Source organism: Paenibacillus sp. FSL H3-0329, assembly GCF_037963285.1.
Taxonomy (GTDB): Bacteria; Bacillota; Bacilli; order Paenibacillales; family Paenibacillaceae; genus Paenibacillus_AQ; species Paenibacillus_AQ odorifer.
The window spans coordinates 5602693-5619279 of sequence record NZ_CP150150.1; the positions used below are offsets into that span (position 1 = coordinate 5602693).

Annotated in this window: 19 protein-coding genes; 8 read left to right on the forward strand and 11 right to left on the reverse strand. The window is 44.1% G+C overall.

Going from position 1 to position 16587, the window contains the following annotated elements; translation table 11 throughout:
* The first annotated feature begins 249 nt into the window (after positions 1 to 249).
* On the forward strand, positions 250 to 435 hold the full coding sequence (locus NSQ66_RS24740; RefSeq protein ID WP_036679656.1) for a hypothetical protein: 186 nt from the start codon (positions 250 to 252) through the stop codon (positions 433 to 435).
* A 201-nt stretch (positions 436 to 636) separates the two neighbouring features.
* Here the strand turns inward: NSQ66_RS24740 and NSQ66_RS24745 are convergent, their stop codons facing one another.
* Positions 637 to 1566, reverse strand: coding sequence for a phosphotransferase (locus tag NSQ66_RS24745; RefSeq protein WP_076141561.1), 930 nt, complete (start codon positions 1564 to 1566; stop codon positions 637 to 639).
* Positions 1567 to 1814: 248 nt separating this feature from the next.
* On the opposite strand from NSQ66_RS24745, the gene NSQ66_RS24750 reads away from it, so the two are divergent.
* The 5 genes from NSQ66_RS24750 (at position 1815) to NSQ66_RS24770 (ending at position 5692) form a co-directional block, all read left to right on the forward strand.
* Complete coding sequence (locus NSQ66_RS24750; protein ID WP_052097297.1) at positions 1815 to 3026, forward strand: sugar efflux transporter; 1212 nt, start codon at positions 1815 to 1817, stop codon at positions 3024 to 3026.
* Between the two features lie 103 nt (positions 3027 to 3129).
* A complete protein-coding gene (locus NSQ66_RS24755; RefSeq protein ID WP_076141529.1) occupies positions 3130 to 3678 on the forward strand; it encodes a hypothetical protein in 549 nt (182 codons plus the stop codon).
* A gap of 19 nt (positions 3679 to 3697) precedes the next feature.
* Complete coding sequence (locus NSQ66_RS24760; protein WP_141118504.1) at positions 3698 to 3928, forward strand: hypothetical protein; 231 nt, start codon at positions 3698 to 3700, stop codon at positions 3926 to 3928.
* Positions 3929 to 4002: 74 nt separating this feature from the next.
* Positions 4003 to 4536 (forward strand): sigma-70 family RNA polymerase sigma factor, encoded by a 534-nt coding sequence (locus tag NSQ66_RS24765; protein WP_076141528.1) that lies wholly within the window; start codon positions 4003 to 4005, stop codon positions 4534 to 4536.
* Positions 4523 to 5692 carry a DUF4179 domain-containing protein gene (locus NSQ66_RS24770; protein ID WP_076141527.1) on the forward strand — a complete coding sequence of 390 codons (1170 nt, stop codon included), beginning with the start codon at positions 4523 to 4525 and terminating at the stop codon, positions 5690 to 5692. The genes NSQ66_RS24765 and NSQ66_RS24770 overlap by 14 nt, the downstream gene beginning before the upstream one ends.
* Positions 5693 to 5813: 121 nt before the next feature.
* Here NSQ66_RS24770 and NSQ66_RS24775 read toward each other — a convergent pair whose 3' ends face one another.
* On the reverse strand, positions 5814 to 5990 hold the full coding sequence (locus NSQ66_RS24775; protein ID WP_170914231.1) for a hypothetical protein: 177 nt from the start codon (positions 5988 to 5990) through the stop codon (positions 5814 to 5816).
* Between NSQ66_RS24775 and NSQ66_RS24780 the strand changes: the two genes are divergently transcribed.
* Entirely contained in the window at positions 5991 to 6632 is a 642-nt protein-coding gene (locus NSQ66_RS24780) for a hypothetical protein (RefSeq protein WP_339192245.1), read from the forward strand.
* A gap of 164 nt (positions 6633 to 6796) precedes the next feature.
* Here NSQ66_RS24780 and NSQ66_RS24785 read toward each other — a convergent pair whose 3' ends face one another.
* The 9 genes from NSQ66_RS24785 to NSQ66_RS24825 form a co-directional block, all read right to left on the reverse strand.
* Positions 6797 to 7261 (reverse strand): hypothetical protein, encoded by a 465-nt coding sequence (locus NSQ66_RS24785; RefSeq protein WP_038573119.1) that lies wholly within the window; start codon positions 7259 to 7261, stop codon positions 6797 to 6799.
* A 92-nt stretch (positions 7262 to 7353) separates the two neighbouring features.
* Positions 7354 to 8253, reverse strand: a complete 900-nt coding sequence (locus tag NSQ66_RS24790) for a hypothetical protein (protein ID WP_038573120.1) — start codon at positions 8251 to 8253, stop codon at positions 7354 to 7356.
* Between the two features lie 119 nt (positions 8254 to 8372).
* Positions 8373 to 8930 carry a hypothetical protein gene (locus tag NSQ66_RS24795; protein WP_038573121.1) on the reverse strand — a complete coding sequence of 186 codons (558 nt, stop codon included), beginning with the start codon at positions 8928 to 8930 and terminating at the stop codon, positions 8373 to 8375.
* A 151-nt stretch (positions 8931 to 9081) separates the two neighbouring features.
* Positions 9082 to 9498, reverse strand: a complete 417-nt coding sequence (locus tag NSQ66_RS24800; protein ID WP_036679675.1) for a hypothetical protein — start codon at positions 9496 to 9498, stop codon at positions 9082 to 9084.
* 32 nt (positions 9499 to 9530) lie between these two features.
* Positions 9531 to 11270 carry an ABC transporter ATP-binding protein gene (locus NSQ66_RS24805; protein WP_076141526.1) on the reverse strand — a complete coding sequence of 580 codons (1740 nt, stop codon included), beginning with the start codon at positions 11268 to 11270 and terminating at the stop codon, positions 9531 to 9533.
* The gene (locus tag NSQ66_RS24810) at positions 11267 to 13048 is read right to left on the reverse strand and encodes an ABC transporter ATP-binding protein (protein ID WP_076141560.1); all 1782 of its coding nucleotides are present in this window, start codon (positions 13046 to 13048) and stop codon (positions 11267 to 11269) included. The genes NSQ66_RS24805 and NSQ66_RS24810 overlap by 4 nt, the downstream gene beginning before the upstream one ends.
* Before the next feature lie 175 nt (positions 13049 to 13223).
* Positions 13224 to 14249, reverse strand: a complete 1026-nt coding sequence (locus tag NSQ66_RS24815) for an AraC family transcriptional regulator (RefSeq protein ID WP_076141525.1) — start codon at positions 14247 to 14249, stop codon at positions 13224 to 13226.
* A gap of 192 nt (positions 14250 to 14441) precedes the next feature.
* Positions 14442 to 15203, reverse strand: coding sequence for a SagB/ThcOx family dehydrogenase (locus NSQ66_RS24820; RefSeq protein ID WP_038573123.1), 762 nt, complete (start codon positions 15201 to 15203; stop codon positions 14442 to 14444).
* A 167-nt stretch (positions 15204 to 15370) separates the two neighbouring features.
* Positions 15371 to 15595, reverse strand: coding sequence for a LuxR C-terminal-related transcriptional regulator (locus NSQ66_RS24825; RefSeq protein WP_019908812.1), 225 nt, complete (start codon positions 15593 to 15595; stop codon positions 15371 to 15373).
* Positions 15596 to 15810: 215 nt separating this feature from the next.
* Between NSQ66_RS24825 and NSQ66_RS24830 the strand changes: the two genes are divergently transcribed.
* Positions 15811 to 15978: a hypothetical protein gene (locus NSQ66_RS24830; protein ID WP_169744806.1), complete on the forward strand. Its 168-nt coding sequence runs from the start codon at positions 15811 to 15813 to the stop codon at positions 15976 to 15978.
* Positions 15979 to 16587: the final 609 nt, after the last annotated feature.

A 16587-nucleotide genomic window follows, 5' to 3' on the forward strand; every position in this document is an offset into this window, starting at 1 on the left:
CGGATGTAAAATAATATAAAAAAGGGGTACTAATGAGTATCCTTTCAGCTTCACTAAAAATGTCTCCTACAGGGAGACACTTCTCTCCAGATGAAGCACAAAACCTAAATAACACACAATGTTCACTGAATAATCTGTGTTTTTCAGACGGACACACCTTTTAAAAAATGGAGTTTAGGATTATAATGAAAGCGTAAACAAAGAACTACAAAATCTATTTTGTTTCTTCGCCAAAGGAGGCTGGAGGAAATGCTAGCAGGACTTAAGGAACTTAAAAATTGGGTGACAGAAAACTGGAATCCAACATTGAATACAGGTAATGAGGACTACCGGAAAATGGAGTACTCCGTGGAGCGTCATCTGCACACTCCGCAATCTCCGAAACCACTTAGCTATGAAGAAGAGGCTCGAATCAAGACCGTTAAATTTCATTAACTAACCCTTTCAGATAAAGATTGATTCATAACGAAGACATCAGACCGCCAGATCCGGAAGCAATTCCAGTGGATGCGGTCTTTTATTATGCCTTGTAGTTGTATAACGAAAAAACCTCCCCCACCCTAAAGGGTGAAGAAGGCTAATAGGTTACTTTCGAGGACATGGCAGTAGGTTATCAATCCAAACGCCTTGTTTAGTTCATCCTTCGATAAACCTCAGCGCGCGTTCCGATTGATAATCAGCTAGGCCTTGGGCGAATCGTTGGTCAGGAAATCCTCTATGCAGCAGCTTTAATCCACCTGAAGTTAAGGAGACATGATGGTGGAATTGATAAAATAACAGCCTATCATGATCCAGAGCATCGTTCTTTAAGTACCGATAGAAATCCCCAAATCTCATCTGTAAAAAACTATGTTCATGCTCAATGTCATAGTACATTGCCCCTTCAATATCTATCAGAAAGGGCTCCAGTTTATCATTAACCATAACATGGTCAGGTCCCAGTTCCCCGTGAATAAACCCATATTGCTGTCTGGGTTGAATTTTTGATTCAAGCTCGTACAACTTATCGAGCAGTTTGCTTTGATTAGACCTGATCTTCTCAATATGTTGGGAGGCATAGGCTAGCTGCACTTTCGCATTTTCCATTTGTAATAAATGACATTCGCTCATGCTGCTCTCGTTAGCATTTGCTTTCCCAAAAACATGCCTCTCGTTGGTATGCATAGCAGTAAGCATTTCCCACACACGCTGAAAAACTTTATCTTGAACACGTGAATCGGGATGATGAAAATAGGTTTCTGCCATTCTTCCATCTATATATTCAACCAGAGCATAATCGAAAGAGTAACGATCTCTTGCCTTATTCAGATCATAAAGAGCAGGGGTCTGAATTCCATGTTGTGTTAAGTACCTGTTATTTAATTCGAATAAATGACTTCCATAGGATTGTTCATTTATATCTTCATTTGCTTTTTCTTCTTTAAAATAATTCATCGAAAGATCCCACACATACAAAACGCAGGAAAATCCATTACTGCACTCAATCTTGTAGACCACCTTTTGTGCGCCGCCATGCATGCGCGAAACACGAGCAACGAAATAACTGCTGCCAAAAACCCTACTAATATAATCCTGTAAGTCAGCCTTATCGAGATGACAAGTAACGTCCATTAACAACACTCCATTTATTAGGTTTTGCCGGCTTCACAATAGTAAATAAAATCCAGCCGAAAGTATAGACTTATTCTTTCCGATCAATTATGATGTTGAATAAGGTCTTGAAAAAAACAAGCATACAAAAAGCCGTTGGAATCAATTTCAACGGCTTTTTTTTATGAAATATCTAAACAAATATAGAGGAGTACTTTCACAACATGTTCAAACGACTAACTGCACTATTTTCGATTCCCTCTTATGGCTTACTCTTTTTATGCATGTTACTGCAAGGGATGGGGATTTCACTCAGCGCACCCTTTTTATCCATTTATTTTACGGAACAGCTTGGAGTATCTGTCGGGCTGTTTGGTGTTTTTCTGGCCACCACGTTAATTGCCGGAATATGGATCAGTACACTAATCGGGAGACGCTCTGACCTTGGCTTAAATCGAAGAAACATTTACCTTGTCTCCACGCTCTGTAATGCCCTTGCTTATAGCGGATACTTGCTCATTGGGGATTTTACGATCTTATTCATTTACATGATTGTGTTCACCGCACTCGGTGCACCAGGGATGCCTCAATTGTTCGCCATAGCTAGAGAAGCAGTGAATAAGAGCGATTTTACGGATACTGCGTTTGCAAATTCTACCTTGCGTTCTGCTTTCTCTCTCGGCTTTATTACAGGTCCTTTAATCGGTACTCTGCTAATCGCTGCTGTTGGATTTAAGGGGATTTTCTCGGGCACCATCGGGGTATTCCTGCTTGTTGCCTTACTTATTTCACTATTCCTGAAATCAAATACAGAAGTGAAAAGCAGTACTGCAGAAGTAAAAGTAAAAAGTTTCCGGTTGGGTCAGAACCGTAATGTCCTGCTTCCTTTTCTGATTATGATACTCATGTATGTAGCCCACTGGACGAGTAGCATCAATACTGCCCTCTTTATTACCAACAATCTAGGGGGAACAACAAGCGATGTCGGTTTAGTCAGCAGTATTTGTGCTGCGCTGGAAATTCCATTTATGATCATGCTGGGACTGCTCAGTGCGAAATACAGTAACAGAATCCTGATGATGTGTGGAGCCATTTTCGGAGGAGCTTATTATCTCGTTGTCATTACTTCAGGCGCGATGTGGCAAATGCTTGCAGCCCAAATTTTGCTTGCCTTTTTTGTTGCCGTTATTTCAGCGATTGGCATTAGCTACATTCAGGATCTGCTTCCAAACATGCCTGGGTATGCATCCACGCTCTACTCTAATTCATCCACGATCGGCAGACTGATTGGCAGTCTTGTTGGCGGGTTATTAGCTAGTGTTGTTGGGTACCGGTATTCATTTGTGCTCTGTTTCATACTCGTCATTATTTCTACAATCATGCTTGCGGTAAGCGGACGTTACTCTGTAGATGATCCACAAAAACTAGCGATTTAATCTAGCGGTTTAATCCGCTTTTTCGGGCTTCATTCAGCCCTTAAAATTTCTCCATATCTTCTCGCGACTTACTAACATATCCTCAAAAAAAGGTGGGGGTTAGATGTTAAAAACTATTGCAAGAATGGTCATGTTGATGTCTTTAATCTTTCTGGCAGCATGTGGAGGGGACGTTAAACCAATCGAGGAGCCGAGCATAGGAGCAAATACGCCAACCCAAAGTTCAGCGATTAGTACGCAGAAGCCGCAAAACTCAGAACCTAAGCAGCCAAATGAAGCCAGCTTTAAAGCAGAATTGTCGATAAATCTGAAATCATATTCAGATCAATTGACAGAAAATGATCTTCCCGCACTTGATGTGCTGGAAAAAAACCTAACTGCTTTGGTTGAGCATGACCACACACTTTATCAATCCGGGTTCGTAAACAAAAAACTAGCAGATGCTATGGAGCCTTATTATGACGAACATTATCAGTACAAATTCACAGACATCGAAAGCATCGATTTCATGTTACCCAACGAACATCAGGTGAATATAACGGTAATCGGACAACGCTTGGATATGGCAGCAAAGACCGTTGAAAATGTAAAAATGCTATACGCTATTCGGCCAAACGATCAAGGGGAATGGGTCATTTATATTATTGATTGATTGACTGACTGACTAGCTTATGAAAAATCGTCGTCCGATTCCTGACAGGGAATTTGAACGGCGATTTTTTTGTGAAAAAAACCAATTTCTCACCTTGCTAGCTCAGTTACACATTAATCGTTCGGAAGAGCACCGTGAAATGCCTTCCCATTATGCGAAGGATACCCTGCTACTAGCTACAGACAGCAAAAGTAATCTTCATCCTTTGCGAGATGCGGAGAATGGAATCATGTTTGTGGTAACCTTCTAGCTATCTACCCGATCTAATATTTAAGTAACGTTACGAACATCCTAAGACTTCTAGTCAAGAAAGCAGGTAAATCTTTGCATATAGATCCTATTGTCGTCAAAGCCAAAGCTGGGGACCCTGAAGCATTCGTGAAGTTGATGCAGGAGATAGAGTTACCTTTATACAGAACTGCAAGGTCCATCGTCAACAAAGAAGAAGATTGTGCAGATGCCCTGCAGGAGACGATGCTAAAAGCCTTTAAGAACATCCATACACTCAGAGAGCCCGCTTTTTTCAAAACGTGGATCTTCCGAATTCTGATTAATGAATGCAATAAAATGCTCAAAAACAACGCAAGAGCCCTCCCTTATGGAGAGCTTCCCGAAGTCCCTTCCACTTCCAAGGATTATGAGAAAATCGAATTATGGGATGCCGTTCAACATCTTGAGGAGAACCTCCAGATTGTCATTCACCTTCATTACCTACAGGACATGCCGATCCGTCAAATTTCCGACATTCTCGAAATTTCTACGGTTGCCGTGAAGACCCGGCTGCATCGCGCCCGCAAAAAGCTAAAGCATTCATCTCAATTCAATCAAGAAATGGAGTTGCGACATGGTAAACACTAAGTTAGAAGAACAATTAAAGAACTGCCAAAGCTTACTTCCCGATCAGTTATCGGATATTGCCCGCTCCAAGCTGAATGAGACTTACCAAATCATCAGGGAGACCGATAATTCTATTTCCCCCATTCAGAGAAAGATAGATGTATCAAGAACTTTTAATAAATGGTGGGTTTCCACTGCAGCCGCTGCAATCCTGGGAGTTACACTCCTTGCTTCCGGCTTTGTATCGCCCGCAATGGCTGATGCACTCAAGCAAATTCCGGTTCTGGGACAAATCTATTCATTATGGGGCGAAAAAAACTTAGATCCCGGTGTTCAACAAGCCGAGGATTTCATCACAAACGTAAACCAAAGCGTGACCCATGGCGATGTGACGATGAATATCCCAACATTGTTATTTGACGGAACCCGAATTCTTATGAACCTAACCACTCCTGGAAACCGTCTGGCTTCGGAGCCCAATTCGCCGCCTTCCGATGCCAATAAAGGGGCGGTGGATAAGTTTGAGGTTCTCTATAAAGGCCAACCTCTGCTCTGGAGTTACGAACACATGGATGGTGAGACTGCTTCCAGCATAATGGTTCAGGTTTTGAACACTTATTATGAGCCGAGCACAACAACACAGACTGTCCAGTTCCCTGATCAGTTTGACTTGACTGTAAATATAACGTTAAAGGGTTACGATGTCCCGTTCGAATTCGTTCTGCCTGTTACCACATCAACGCCTGTTACCGCCCTAACTTCAGAGGAGACCAAGCATCACGATAACATTAACTTGCAGATCAGTAAGGTAGAAATCACCCCAATCACAACGCAGGTATCCATTGAGTACAAAACCAAACCGGGCCAGAGCGTAGAAGAAATGCTCGCTTCTATCCCTTCGAAATATAAGGGTGCTAACGGGGGCGTCATCGCTCTTCAATTTGACATTGTGGATGAACGTGGCGTTCAACTGAAGCCTGTCGGTGCTCACCCCGTAAGCGAATCTTATAATGTTCATTTTGAACCCTTCAAGACTATACCGAGTACCGTAACCATCAAACCGTACTTAGTCGTTTCCGAAGGTCAAGCCCCAGCTGGGACTAGAGGACTGTGGGAAGACAACAATATGGTCAAGGAATATATCCCTGAGTTGGAGACTGTACTTTCGGTCCAATAGTTCATTTGTAAAAGGGACCTTATTTTCTAGGATGAAAAGGGAATGCAAAACTACAAAAGACGAAGCCATAATAGGCTTCGTCTTTTATTTAGATGACTTCAGGTAGGTTCAATCCAATAAGTTATTCTGATGAAGCCAGCTTCGATAATTTGTCGGCGATATCTTCAGCTTGTAACAAGGAGGAGTATGAATCTGCTGCAAAATATTTTTCCATATCAATCTCAATAATTCGATTGTTTTTGACCGCATCCAACATCTTCCATGTTTTGTCAAATGATAGGTGGCTTGTCGAACACATTTGAATGGATCAAATCTGATGCCCCCGGAGAGTCTCCAACCAAGTCGATATAGCCAAGCCACCTCAGCTCTTATCTGCGGGATTTATCCCGTACATTTCACCGTCCCAGCCACTTCAGCTCTTTTCTACGGGATTTATCCCGTACATTCCAGCATCTCAACCACCTCAACTCATTTGTACGGGATTTATACCGTACATTTCACTATTCCAGCCACTTCAGCTCTTTTCTACGGGATTTATACCGTACATTCCAGCATCTCAGCTACTTCAGCTCTTTTCTACGGGATTTATACCGTACATTCCAGCATCTCAGCTACCTCATCTCTTATCTGCGGGATTTATACCGTACATTCCAGCATCTCAACCACCTCAACTCATTTGTACGGGATTTATACCGTACATTCTACTATTCCAGCCACCTCAGCTCTTTTCTACGGGATTTATACCGTACATTTCACCGTCCCAGCTACCTCAGCTCTTTTCTACGGGATTTATACCGTACATTCCACCGTCTCAGCTACTTCAGCTCTTATCTGCGGGATTTATCCCATACATTTCACCGTCTCAGCTACCTCAGCTCTTTTCTACGGGATTTATACCGTACATTCCAGCATCTTAGCTACTCATACAAAAAAATGGTGAAGCGCACGCTACTCCAGTTTTCGTTGCTCTATATAATAAATCGGCCTCTTAAATGAGAGTCCATTCCCATAGATAACCTACGCAAATTATCTATACTGGCAAGGTTTAGGGCCATCCTTTTACAGAATGGCCCTCTCATTGATTATGTTGCAATTTTGCTTACTTTAGTATTCTTTTTTAATTACAAAAAACGAACCCCGAATTGTTCCAGCTAGTTTGGACTTCTGCCTTGCAAACTTAAACTTCTCTTCTAGCTCCTTTGGGATCTCCATCCCCTCAGAAAGCTTAAAACCAACGGCTCGCTTCTTAGGGTCATCCACCGTATACATAACGTTGACCGCAAGGCCATCCTCATAAAAGACATAAGCAAATTTAATATTTTCCACTTGAAAACGCGACGTTTCTAAAGGCTTGGCCGCAAACTCAATATCACGTTCTTCTTTTAAAATTCGGTTCACATAATCAAGGGTCTCCTGACTTTCGCTGGCTTGTACAGCCGTAAATTCATGCTTGTATTTATTCATAAAATAACGGGCCTCATTAGCACGCAGACCAGCAAGCGCATCTACTACTGGTGAAGATTCTAAACCAACCGTAGACACATTTTTAAAATCAACGATATAGGACATTTCCATCTCTCCTTTTCTCTCATTATTCCCAAAAAAACTTATCGTTACTTAGGATACAGTTCGCGTGCTGTCTGTAACGGCAAGTTTCTGTGTTAACTGCTGTGCTCTTTTTCTACTAAAGTGACCATCTCACGCTTCCACTTTTCTCGCTCCTGTGGCGGTATCGGCTCCCCTTTGTCATACAGAAATCTAATCATATAGAACCCATCCTTCGTAAGCAGGCTGGTAACAAGTTCATGCTCTAATACATTATTGTTCATCAACTGCGTCTCCACTACAGAGCTATTATCAGTCTGATGCAGTACTTGAGCGGTCAACAAGGTCTCTTGGGAGATATAATCCGCTGTATGCTTCTCTACAGAAGATGCCTCTATCTTATCAAAATAATTAATCGTGAACGTATGCGAAGGTTCGTACCGATGGTATTCTCCTAGCGGATAATATCCGATAAATTGACTGTTACTGTAGACATGGAATGTTGCAGGTACATAGCTATTAAGCTGAAAATACGGGATGAATCGCACAATACCTGAATTGATCTCTTCTCCAGGAGGAATGACCGCATCCACACCACTAAGGAAATCACCCTTCTTATCTACAAAAATCGTGCTATAAGGGCTGTACCTCGTAATCCAAATTGAACCATTCTCCTTCACAGCCTCAACGTAATAACTGATAATTTGATTTCTTTTTTCCTCACGTTCATCGGCGGGGTTGATACAGGTATGAATATGCTTCCGAGTGTATGTAAAGACTGCTTTAGTAGCATCCATTGACAGCAATTCAAATTCGAGAATTTCAGATTTTATATTATAGATTTGAAATGTCATCATTAATTGAAAGTGATTTAAAAAGGACATTCCCCTCTTATCTGGATGAAATCTTTTGCTCAAACCTTCTTCATCCTTATCCATATAAGCCTGCTCCAAGCCTTCAACCAGGGCCTGCAGTTCCTCTTTTGTGATGCCTTTATTTTTCTTAAAGAAAAACATGTCTTCTCTCCCCTCATCATCAGTCTACTTCCAATTACTTACTCCTATTTATTATACGGGCACACCTGTGTACTTTTCTAGGAATGGTTTCTTTGAGTAGGTATACCTTACAGTCATCCCTACATTTTAAAATGTTCACGAACTAACCTAAATTGTTCTTCTACGCTCATATTTAGTGTTCTTTCTATGGTTTTGATGCCCAGCTTAGTGCAAGCGCTCTTTATTTCATTGGAGAACTTAATCATAGATTTATTACTGTGTTTAATTGTTTCTTCTGGATTTAACGTATAAGCGTTAATGCAGTCCAGAATCATCTTATGGTCTTCTCTAAAGTAATATAATCTCTCTATCTCCGCATCGGACGTATAAAAACATATCATTCTCTTTTCCGGGATAAACGGTATCTCTTCGACCACTTGAAATAACCATTGGCAATGTTCATCTACAGGTTTATTAAACCACTTATTCCAATCTAAACTAGGATTAGGGAATTGAAGGGCAGGATATTCCATAGGGCTAGAGAATGGTCTATATTTTAAGAGATCATCCCCTAATGTTTGAAAACCTAATTCCTCTACAAACTTCTTGGTCATAGTAGTCTTTCCAGCACAAGGTCCACCATTTAGCCAATATACATGTTTTAATTGTTCTTTCAAATAATTATTATTTATCTTCATCCAACACACCCCGTTTATATTTAAAAAGCTTACTCTGACACGTTGGTTGTGAGGGGTTGGCGGATTCTTATCTTTCTAGACAAAAAAGCCTTCCCCACCCTAAAGGGTGAAGAAAGCTTAAATGTGTATCCCCAAATTATGGGCAGCTATATTAGGTTTTCGTACCCGAGGGTGCCTTAGCCAACTGCTCCTCCAGCCACCTTATCGCCTCAGCCTCTCCGGAGAAAGCACCTCCGGGGCAGCCGTAGGTTCTTTTAGTGGACAACGCTGTAACTGGCTTGTAGACAGCAAGCAACTTAGCATTCTGCATTACGACCGCGATGCCTGAACAATATTGGGCGATTTCCCGCTTGTTCATCTTGCACCAGTTCATATACAGCTGTGTGACCGCACGCTCTGGACGTGTGTTTTTCTCTGCGGAATGCACCATCAGCAGGCCGAAGGCAGATCGGCGCGCGAGCAGCTCTTCCCAATAAGCGATATATTCTTCTACTGTCTCCTGATCAAACGCCTCCCCCAAACTAAGGCTTATGATCGGCCAAGTGGATTCATCCTTTGTTATAGGCATACGTTTCCCTCCTAAAATGTGCTGAGCATTGCCTAAGATGTGATGCGGAATCCAACGGACTGCTGTTGCAGCTTCCAGAGCCGGTCGTACAATCCGCCGCGCAGCAGTAAGGCATCATGTCGTCCCTGCTCTACCAGCTGACCGTCTTCCAGTACGATAATGTTGTCCGCACCGCGTATGGTTTTCAGCCGGTGAGCGATAACAATGACGGTCCTGCCCGTAATCAACGCATCAATTCCTTTCTGGATTTCGGCCTCATTCTGCGGGTCAAGCGATGCAGTAGCTTCATCCAACAGCACAATTGGAGCGTTCTTGAGAATCGCACGGGCAATGGAGATCCGCTGCTTCTCCCCTCCGGAGAGCGTGCTTCCGCCTTCGCCTACCGGCGTATCATAACCAAGCGGTAATTTCATGATGAAACCATGGCAGTGAGCCATTTCCGCTGCCTGCTGAATATCCCGCTGCGACGCCCCCGGCCGCCCAAAAGCAATATTGTTCCCAATGGTATCTTGAAACAGGTACACATCCTGAAACACCACCGATACGGATCCTAGCAGATGTTCTGGATCAATCTCCTTGATGTTGCGCCCACCTAGCAGAACACTCCCTTTTTCAGGATCATAGAAACGTGAGATCAGGCGCAGCACTGTACTCTTGCCGCTGCCTGACGGACCCACAATTGCAGTCAGTGAACTTTGCGGCATTTCCAGACTTAAATTTTTGAGAACAGGCTCTCCTCCATAGCTGAAGGTTACATTGTCAAACCTAATGGTGCTGCTTTTAGGAAGAGGACTCGTAGCACCTGTCATTACCGGCTGGCGCAGCAGGTCTACTATACGTTCACCCGCTTGTTCGTTGTAGCGGAATTCGGCATAATTGGCTAGCGCCGTGGTCAATGGATCATAGATTCGTGTGCCGACAATAAGGAATACTGCCAACTGCAAAATACCGAGCTCCCCGCCTAATAATAGATGAACACCTACGTATATCATTAAGGTCAGCCCCGCACGGAGAAGAGCCATAGCGGTTAGAATAACCGGACCGAACATCCCTTCCAGCTTCACACTTTCCTTCATCAAAGTTTTAAAAGAGTTATCCAGACGGACAAATCGTTCTCCCGTCAGATTATAGGCCTTCATCACCCGTATGCCGTTCAAGTATTCTTGCAATCGGTTCGCAGCGTTCAGCTTGGCCTTCATATGATCCGCTCCGAGTCTCCGCCGCAGCTTGCCCGATATATACATGATCAGAAGAGCAACCGGCAGCGCTACGAACATGGAAATCGCCATCCGCCAGTCCAGAAACAGTAAACCAGCAAGTGCAAATATCGGCAGTACAAAAGCCCCCGCAAGCTGTGGCAGCAGATGTGAAATGCCCGTCTCAACGAGCGTGAAATCGCCCATCATCATATTGGCTAAATCACCTGGGTCCCGGCGAGTCAGGTAACCCAGCGGAAGCTTCCGCAGATGTTCTGCTAATTCCGCACGTCCCTGTGCAGCAACATTGTATGCCCCGCGGTAAGCGGTGCGATAGGCGGGAATCTCACTCAGGAACATCAGCACCATGACGGCGACAAGCCCTGCGCAGATCCACCAAAGGCGTTCTGTCTGAAGTTCTGCGCCCACAGTAATATAAGGAGCAAAAATCAACCGCACCGCCTCAATTACAAGCGCGAACGGAAGCACACTAACTAGATTAGCCAGCAAGGAAAAAAGTACAGGCTTCAGCAACTGCTGCGGTTTGCCGGCAGTAATATTATGCAATACCTTCATAGCTGATCCCCTCCTTTTTCCATATGCCAATCTCCGGCGTCACTGTAGGCATGCCACATTTTGGCGTAAAGCCCGTCCGCCTCAATCAAACCTGCGTGCTCTCCACGTTCCACGATTTCTCCATCCCTCAGCACCAGAATTTGTGCAGCTTCACGTATAGAGGAGAGTCGGTGAGCAATGACAATAACCGTCTTGCCGCGCATAAGCTCCGTAAGTGCTAACTGCATATGAAACTCATTTTCCGGGTCGGCAAAAGCAGTCGCTTCGTCGAGCACGAGCACTGGTGCATTTTTGAGAATAGCCCGAGCTACCGCAATGCGCTGCTCCTCACCACCCGAGAGATAGACACCGCCTTCACCAATTAACGTATCGTATCCCTGCGGCAGCCGAGTAATGAACTCGTCGCATTGTGCCGCTCTGGCTGCAGCCTGGACTTCCTCCAGAGTCGCTCCCGGTTTGCCGACAGCAATATTCTCATACAAAGTGTCATAGAACAGGAAGGTTTCCTGAAATACAAAAGCAACTGTATTCATTAATTCATGGATTGCCATATGGCGAATATCGACTCCACCGATACGGATCGCACCCACTTGCGGGTCCCAGAACCGCGGCACCAAGCTGGCCACCGTCGATTTTCCCGAACCTGACGGCCCTACCAGCGCTGTAACCTTCCCTTGTTCCGCACGGAATGAGACTTCGCTGAGCGCCGCTGCAGTCCCTGCATCTTCACTGTAGGAGAAGGTTACATCCACAAATTCAACGTCAAAAGTATGCGGGGATAGCGGTTCTGCTATTTCTGGTACAGGCTGCTGTGCCAAGAGACGGTCCATCCGCTCCACGCCTTCGCCAATATCCCGAGTGCTTGAAGCCAGCAGAAGTAGCTTGTAGAGCGGAGATGAAACGCCGGGCGCCATAATTAGAAAGAACAGCAGCACAAGCGCAAAAGACATGGAATCCGGTCGACCGCTTAGCATGAAGATGCCCACCGGCAAAATAAAGGTAAACGGTGACGCCAGCAATGTTTTGAATAAGATATAACCTGTTTGATAACGGTCCGTATACTCCAGACAATAATCGCAGTAGCTGGTCATATCACTGTAGAACTTTCTGAAAGAATGCACCGTCTGCCCGAACACCTTAACCGCCGGCATCCCCCGTACATACTGCACCGCCGAAGTATTGATCTGCTCCAACGAATCATGATACTGCTTCACACTGGCCTTGCCTCTGCTGCTCATCATAAGCGCTGACTGCACACCTAATCCTATAATTATCGGCAGCAGGCAAGCTACCGCCAACGGCGGACTAAGCCAAAACATCGCCACGATCATCAGCACCGTAGAAGCCAGCACGCTGACTAAATCGGGAAGCTGATGCGCTACGAAATTTTCCACCTTGTCGACATTCTGCTCTAGCGTTTTCTTGACCACGCCAGTTGATGTCCCATTCAGGAAACCGAGCGGCAATCTGCCCAAATGCTCGGTCATTCGCACACGCAAATTATATTGAATTCGAAAAGCCGCAATATGCGAGCACATAATACCACAATACGAAGTCACCAGCCCTCCGATTAACCCTCCAAGTGCAATCCACCCCCAGCGGATCATATACGCACCGTCGACCTGTCCAGGCGATGAAGCATGGCGCAGCAGCTCTGCCAAAATGAAATAAACAGACAAAAACGGAATCAGCATTAATACAGCGCTGACAGATGACAATATTCCGGACAAGAGCAGCAAACCTCGCTTCTCTCCGGCGATCTCCAGCAGCCTTGGCATGCCGGTTTTGGTTTTACTCACAGCTGTTCCCCCACTCTTGGTAATTACGCACAAAAAAAAGTGCACTGAGAATGATTCTCTGTGCACTAGTGTATAGGAACGTTGTTCACGATTGCTACCGTTTAAGGGATTATAATTAACCAAAACAGGAGCATCTGTGCAGGAGGATACGGACTTACAACTTAATACCGAAGAGACGCTGCCTGCCGCTGATCAGATATTCTCCTGGACGCACACCGAACTTTTTGCGGAAGGCTGCCGAGAAATGACTCACATTACCGTATCCAACCCTGGAGGCTGCTTCACTTACAGTCATACTCCCTTGTTCCAGCAGCTGCTGCGCTCTCTGCATCCGTTGTTCGATAACGTAAGCATGCACGGTATAACCAAACATTTCCTTAAAGCCCTTTTTCAGCTTAAACTCATTGAGGCATATAATGCGAGAAAGGCCTGCAAGCGTTGGCGGGTGCAAATAATCACGCTGCAAAATCTCCTTAGCGAGCCGCAGGCTCTCCATATCCTCTCTGGACAGCTTGACCGAGCACGGAATCCGCTCTGCTTCATATAAAGATTCATTGAGATAGACAGCCATTAGCTCCAGCATTTTGCCCTCCAGATAAAGTTCACGCATGCCATGGCTATAGGAACAATCCGCAATCTGCGACAGAATGAAGCGGATGGATGGTGTGATGTTATTTTTTCCAAAAAACAAACCCGCACCAGCTCCAATGCGAAGCCGTGTATCTTCGGTCAGACCACTGGTCATCCGCTCAAATTGTGCCGGGCTCATATCTATGCTGATGAATCGGTACCCCGCCCCACTCAGGTATGTGCAGTTTTCACTTCTTACCCCGCCATGAAACAGCGCAATTTCTCCCGTATCTATAACAAAATAGTCCGATTTCAGCGAAGTCCCCCACTCAATGCCATGCCCTATGCAGAAAGCCAGCTCCGTACGCGGAGTGCTAAAATTGCCCTTTGCTTCGATATCCCGATTAAACCGGAGATTAAAATCTGTCATCTGGATATACCCATGGCTAAGCAGGCTGCGGCAACTGCCTTCCCCTATTTCGACTGGGGGTTTAATCTCAAAATGAGCCCCATTAAAACGGTAATTATAATCTACCCCTTCACATGTAAGCGTCTTATGGGCATCAATCGTTTCTGCTTCTTTCAGTCCATTGCTTCGCTCCATGCTCATCCCTGCTTCCTCTTACTTTGGGTTAATTATATATGCAATGAGAATGATTATCAATTAAACATTACGATTTCCTCTTCGTTCAAACTGAGCAGTTGGGCAAATAAGCTGGAATATAAACAAAAAACCTTCCCCACCCCGAAGGGTGAAAAAGGCTTACACGCATCACTTCAAAGACATATCTAGCATTCCTAGCTATTCTCGTTTCTTGCCAACTGCACCAAGATAGATAACAAATTCTTCATCGCCGTCTAATTCTAAAATCTCATCTATCAACTTTTGATCATAGATTCCAATTGCGCAAGCACCTGCACCGATGGATTCGCTGGCTAAATAAAGGTTCTGGCAGACATGTCCAACATCGATGAGGATTTTTTTGTGAGCAGAAATATCGTACTTCCATTCGGAGCGGTAGGGTGTGGTACTCCAGGCAAACAATACAGAAGCCTTTTTGGCAAAGTTAGGGACAAAGGGCTGATCCAAAGTAATAGCATCAATCTTTTGTTCAAGTTGATCTAATTCAAACATAAATAAGAGCTTATGTTCCACAGGCAGATATCTGTAGATCCCTTGCCCAATACCCTCTACCCGCATAATCATTAAATAGGTTTCAAAGGTGTGCGTCGCCCCACTGCAGGGTACAGTCCGCAGCGTAAGTCCGTTCTTATTCATACCGCTAATCCCTTGGGTAGCCCATAATAAATAGGATAACTCCTCCAGACTCATAGTTTCCTCAGAATAGAACCGTGTACTTCTTCTTTGATCTATACAATCAAAAATATTTTCTTTACTCACAACGTCTTTGCTGACCTTGGGCAAATCAATAATTAGTGAATCTGAATCAAATGGCTTAACAATTGGCGGTTGTGCAATTCCCTTGATCTTATCTGTTTTGATATGTTTGAATTCATGAAAATTGGATTTCAGAAAATTTCTTTGTTGTTCATATCTGGTCATAACAGATCCTCCTGAACTACCTTAATATCTCTAATTTATCATGTCATAAAAATCATACGGTGATCTAACTCACTCTTCAGTTGCTTTTGGTGCGTAAACAAAAAACCTCCCTTTGCCCCGAAGAGCAAAAGAAGGCTTAAACGCGTCACTTCCGAAGACATGGCCAGCTATATTTTCAGCTCCCCAAGCTTGATCAGCTCGACAACCGCTTGTGAACGGCCTTTAACGTTTAGTTTTTGCATTACATTGGAAATGTGGTTTCGAACTGTTTTTTCGCTGATAAATAATAAGCCAGCGATATCACGAGTCGTTTTGTCCTGCACGAGAAGCTCAAAAACTTCGCGCTCACGATGAGTCAACAGAAATTTGCTGTGGTGTTCGTTCCCCTTCAATGGTGTCACCCCTCCTTGCCCTGGGTTTGTTTGGTATAACAAGGTAAAGGGATACAGTCAAAACATATTATGTATTGTTGATGTTAATGGTGCTGTAACAATTATAAAATGGGCTTAGTTCATTCAAATGCAAAATCCTGAAATTTTCATGAATAAGAACATCTTTTTTCAGGGCAAACTACGGTTTGTTGTTCCTTATTAAAGGAGGTGTATGTATGAGCCATTCAAAAAACAATCAACCCACCAAAGCAGAAGTACAAACAACGAAATTAAACAAATTACCACTCGTAGGTAAATTCGAACCTGAATTTTCTGCAGAGGAAGCTGCAGAAGTGTTCGAAAACCAACCCTCTGCCGATCATGAATCCCATAATGAACGATAAAAAGCAGATGACCTTTGATCTTATTCTTAAGCAGATCAAACCTTCAAAGAATGGGACTGTCGCATTAACAGCTTAATTAACTATAAATGAGACGGTTCGCTTCATTTAAACATCGTAAACAATATAGAGCAGCGATTCGCCATTAATGGGAATCGCTGCTTTATGTTGTGGACCGTCGGCTGCCCGCTCCAATAGTGTATTCATCAGCCCCAACTGAGGCTTTCGGACCCAGATGGCGTTATTTGCAAATTTGTCGTCTTTTGAGCGAAGTTTCGGACTCCAGTGACGCTATTCCTTAGAAACAGGCCCATATTCGGTACTTTTCAAGTCAATAGTGACTATGCGGTCCGATAGCGACTCAAATAACGAATAATGCTGCATTTAGTGTCATCTGAGTCCTTTAGTTACTGCGTATGCCCAAAGATCAACTTGTCGGTTACTGCTGACTACGCATAAACGTTCTCTGAGGCGGTTACTGCTGCGTACGCATAAAGGTTCGCTGGGGCCTTTACTGCTGCGTACGCGCAAAGGTTCGCTGGGGCTAGAGCTGAGTTCGTTGTTGCTGAATATGCGAAGAGAATAGTTGGGCCGATTACATAGTACTGTGTA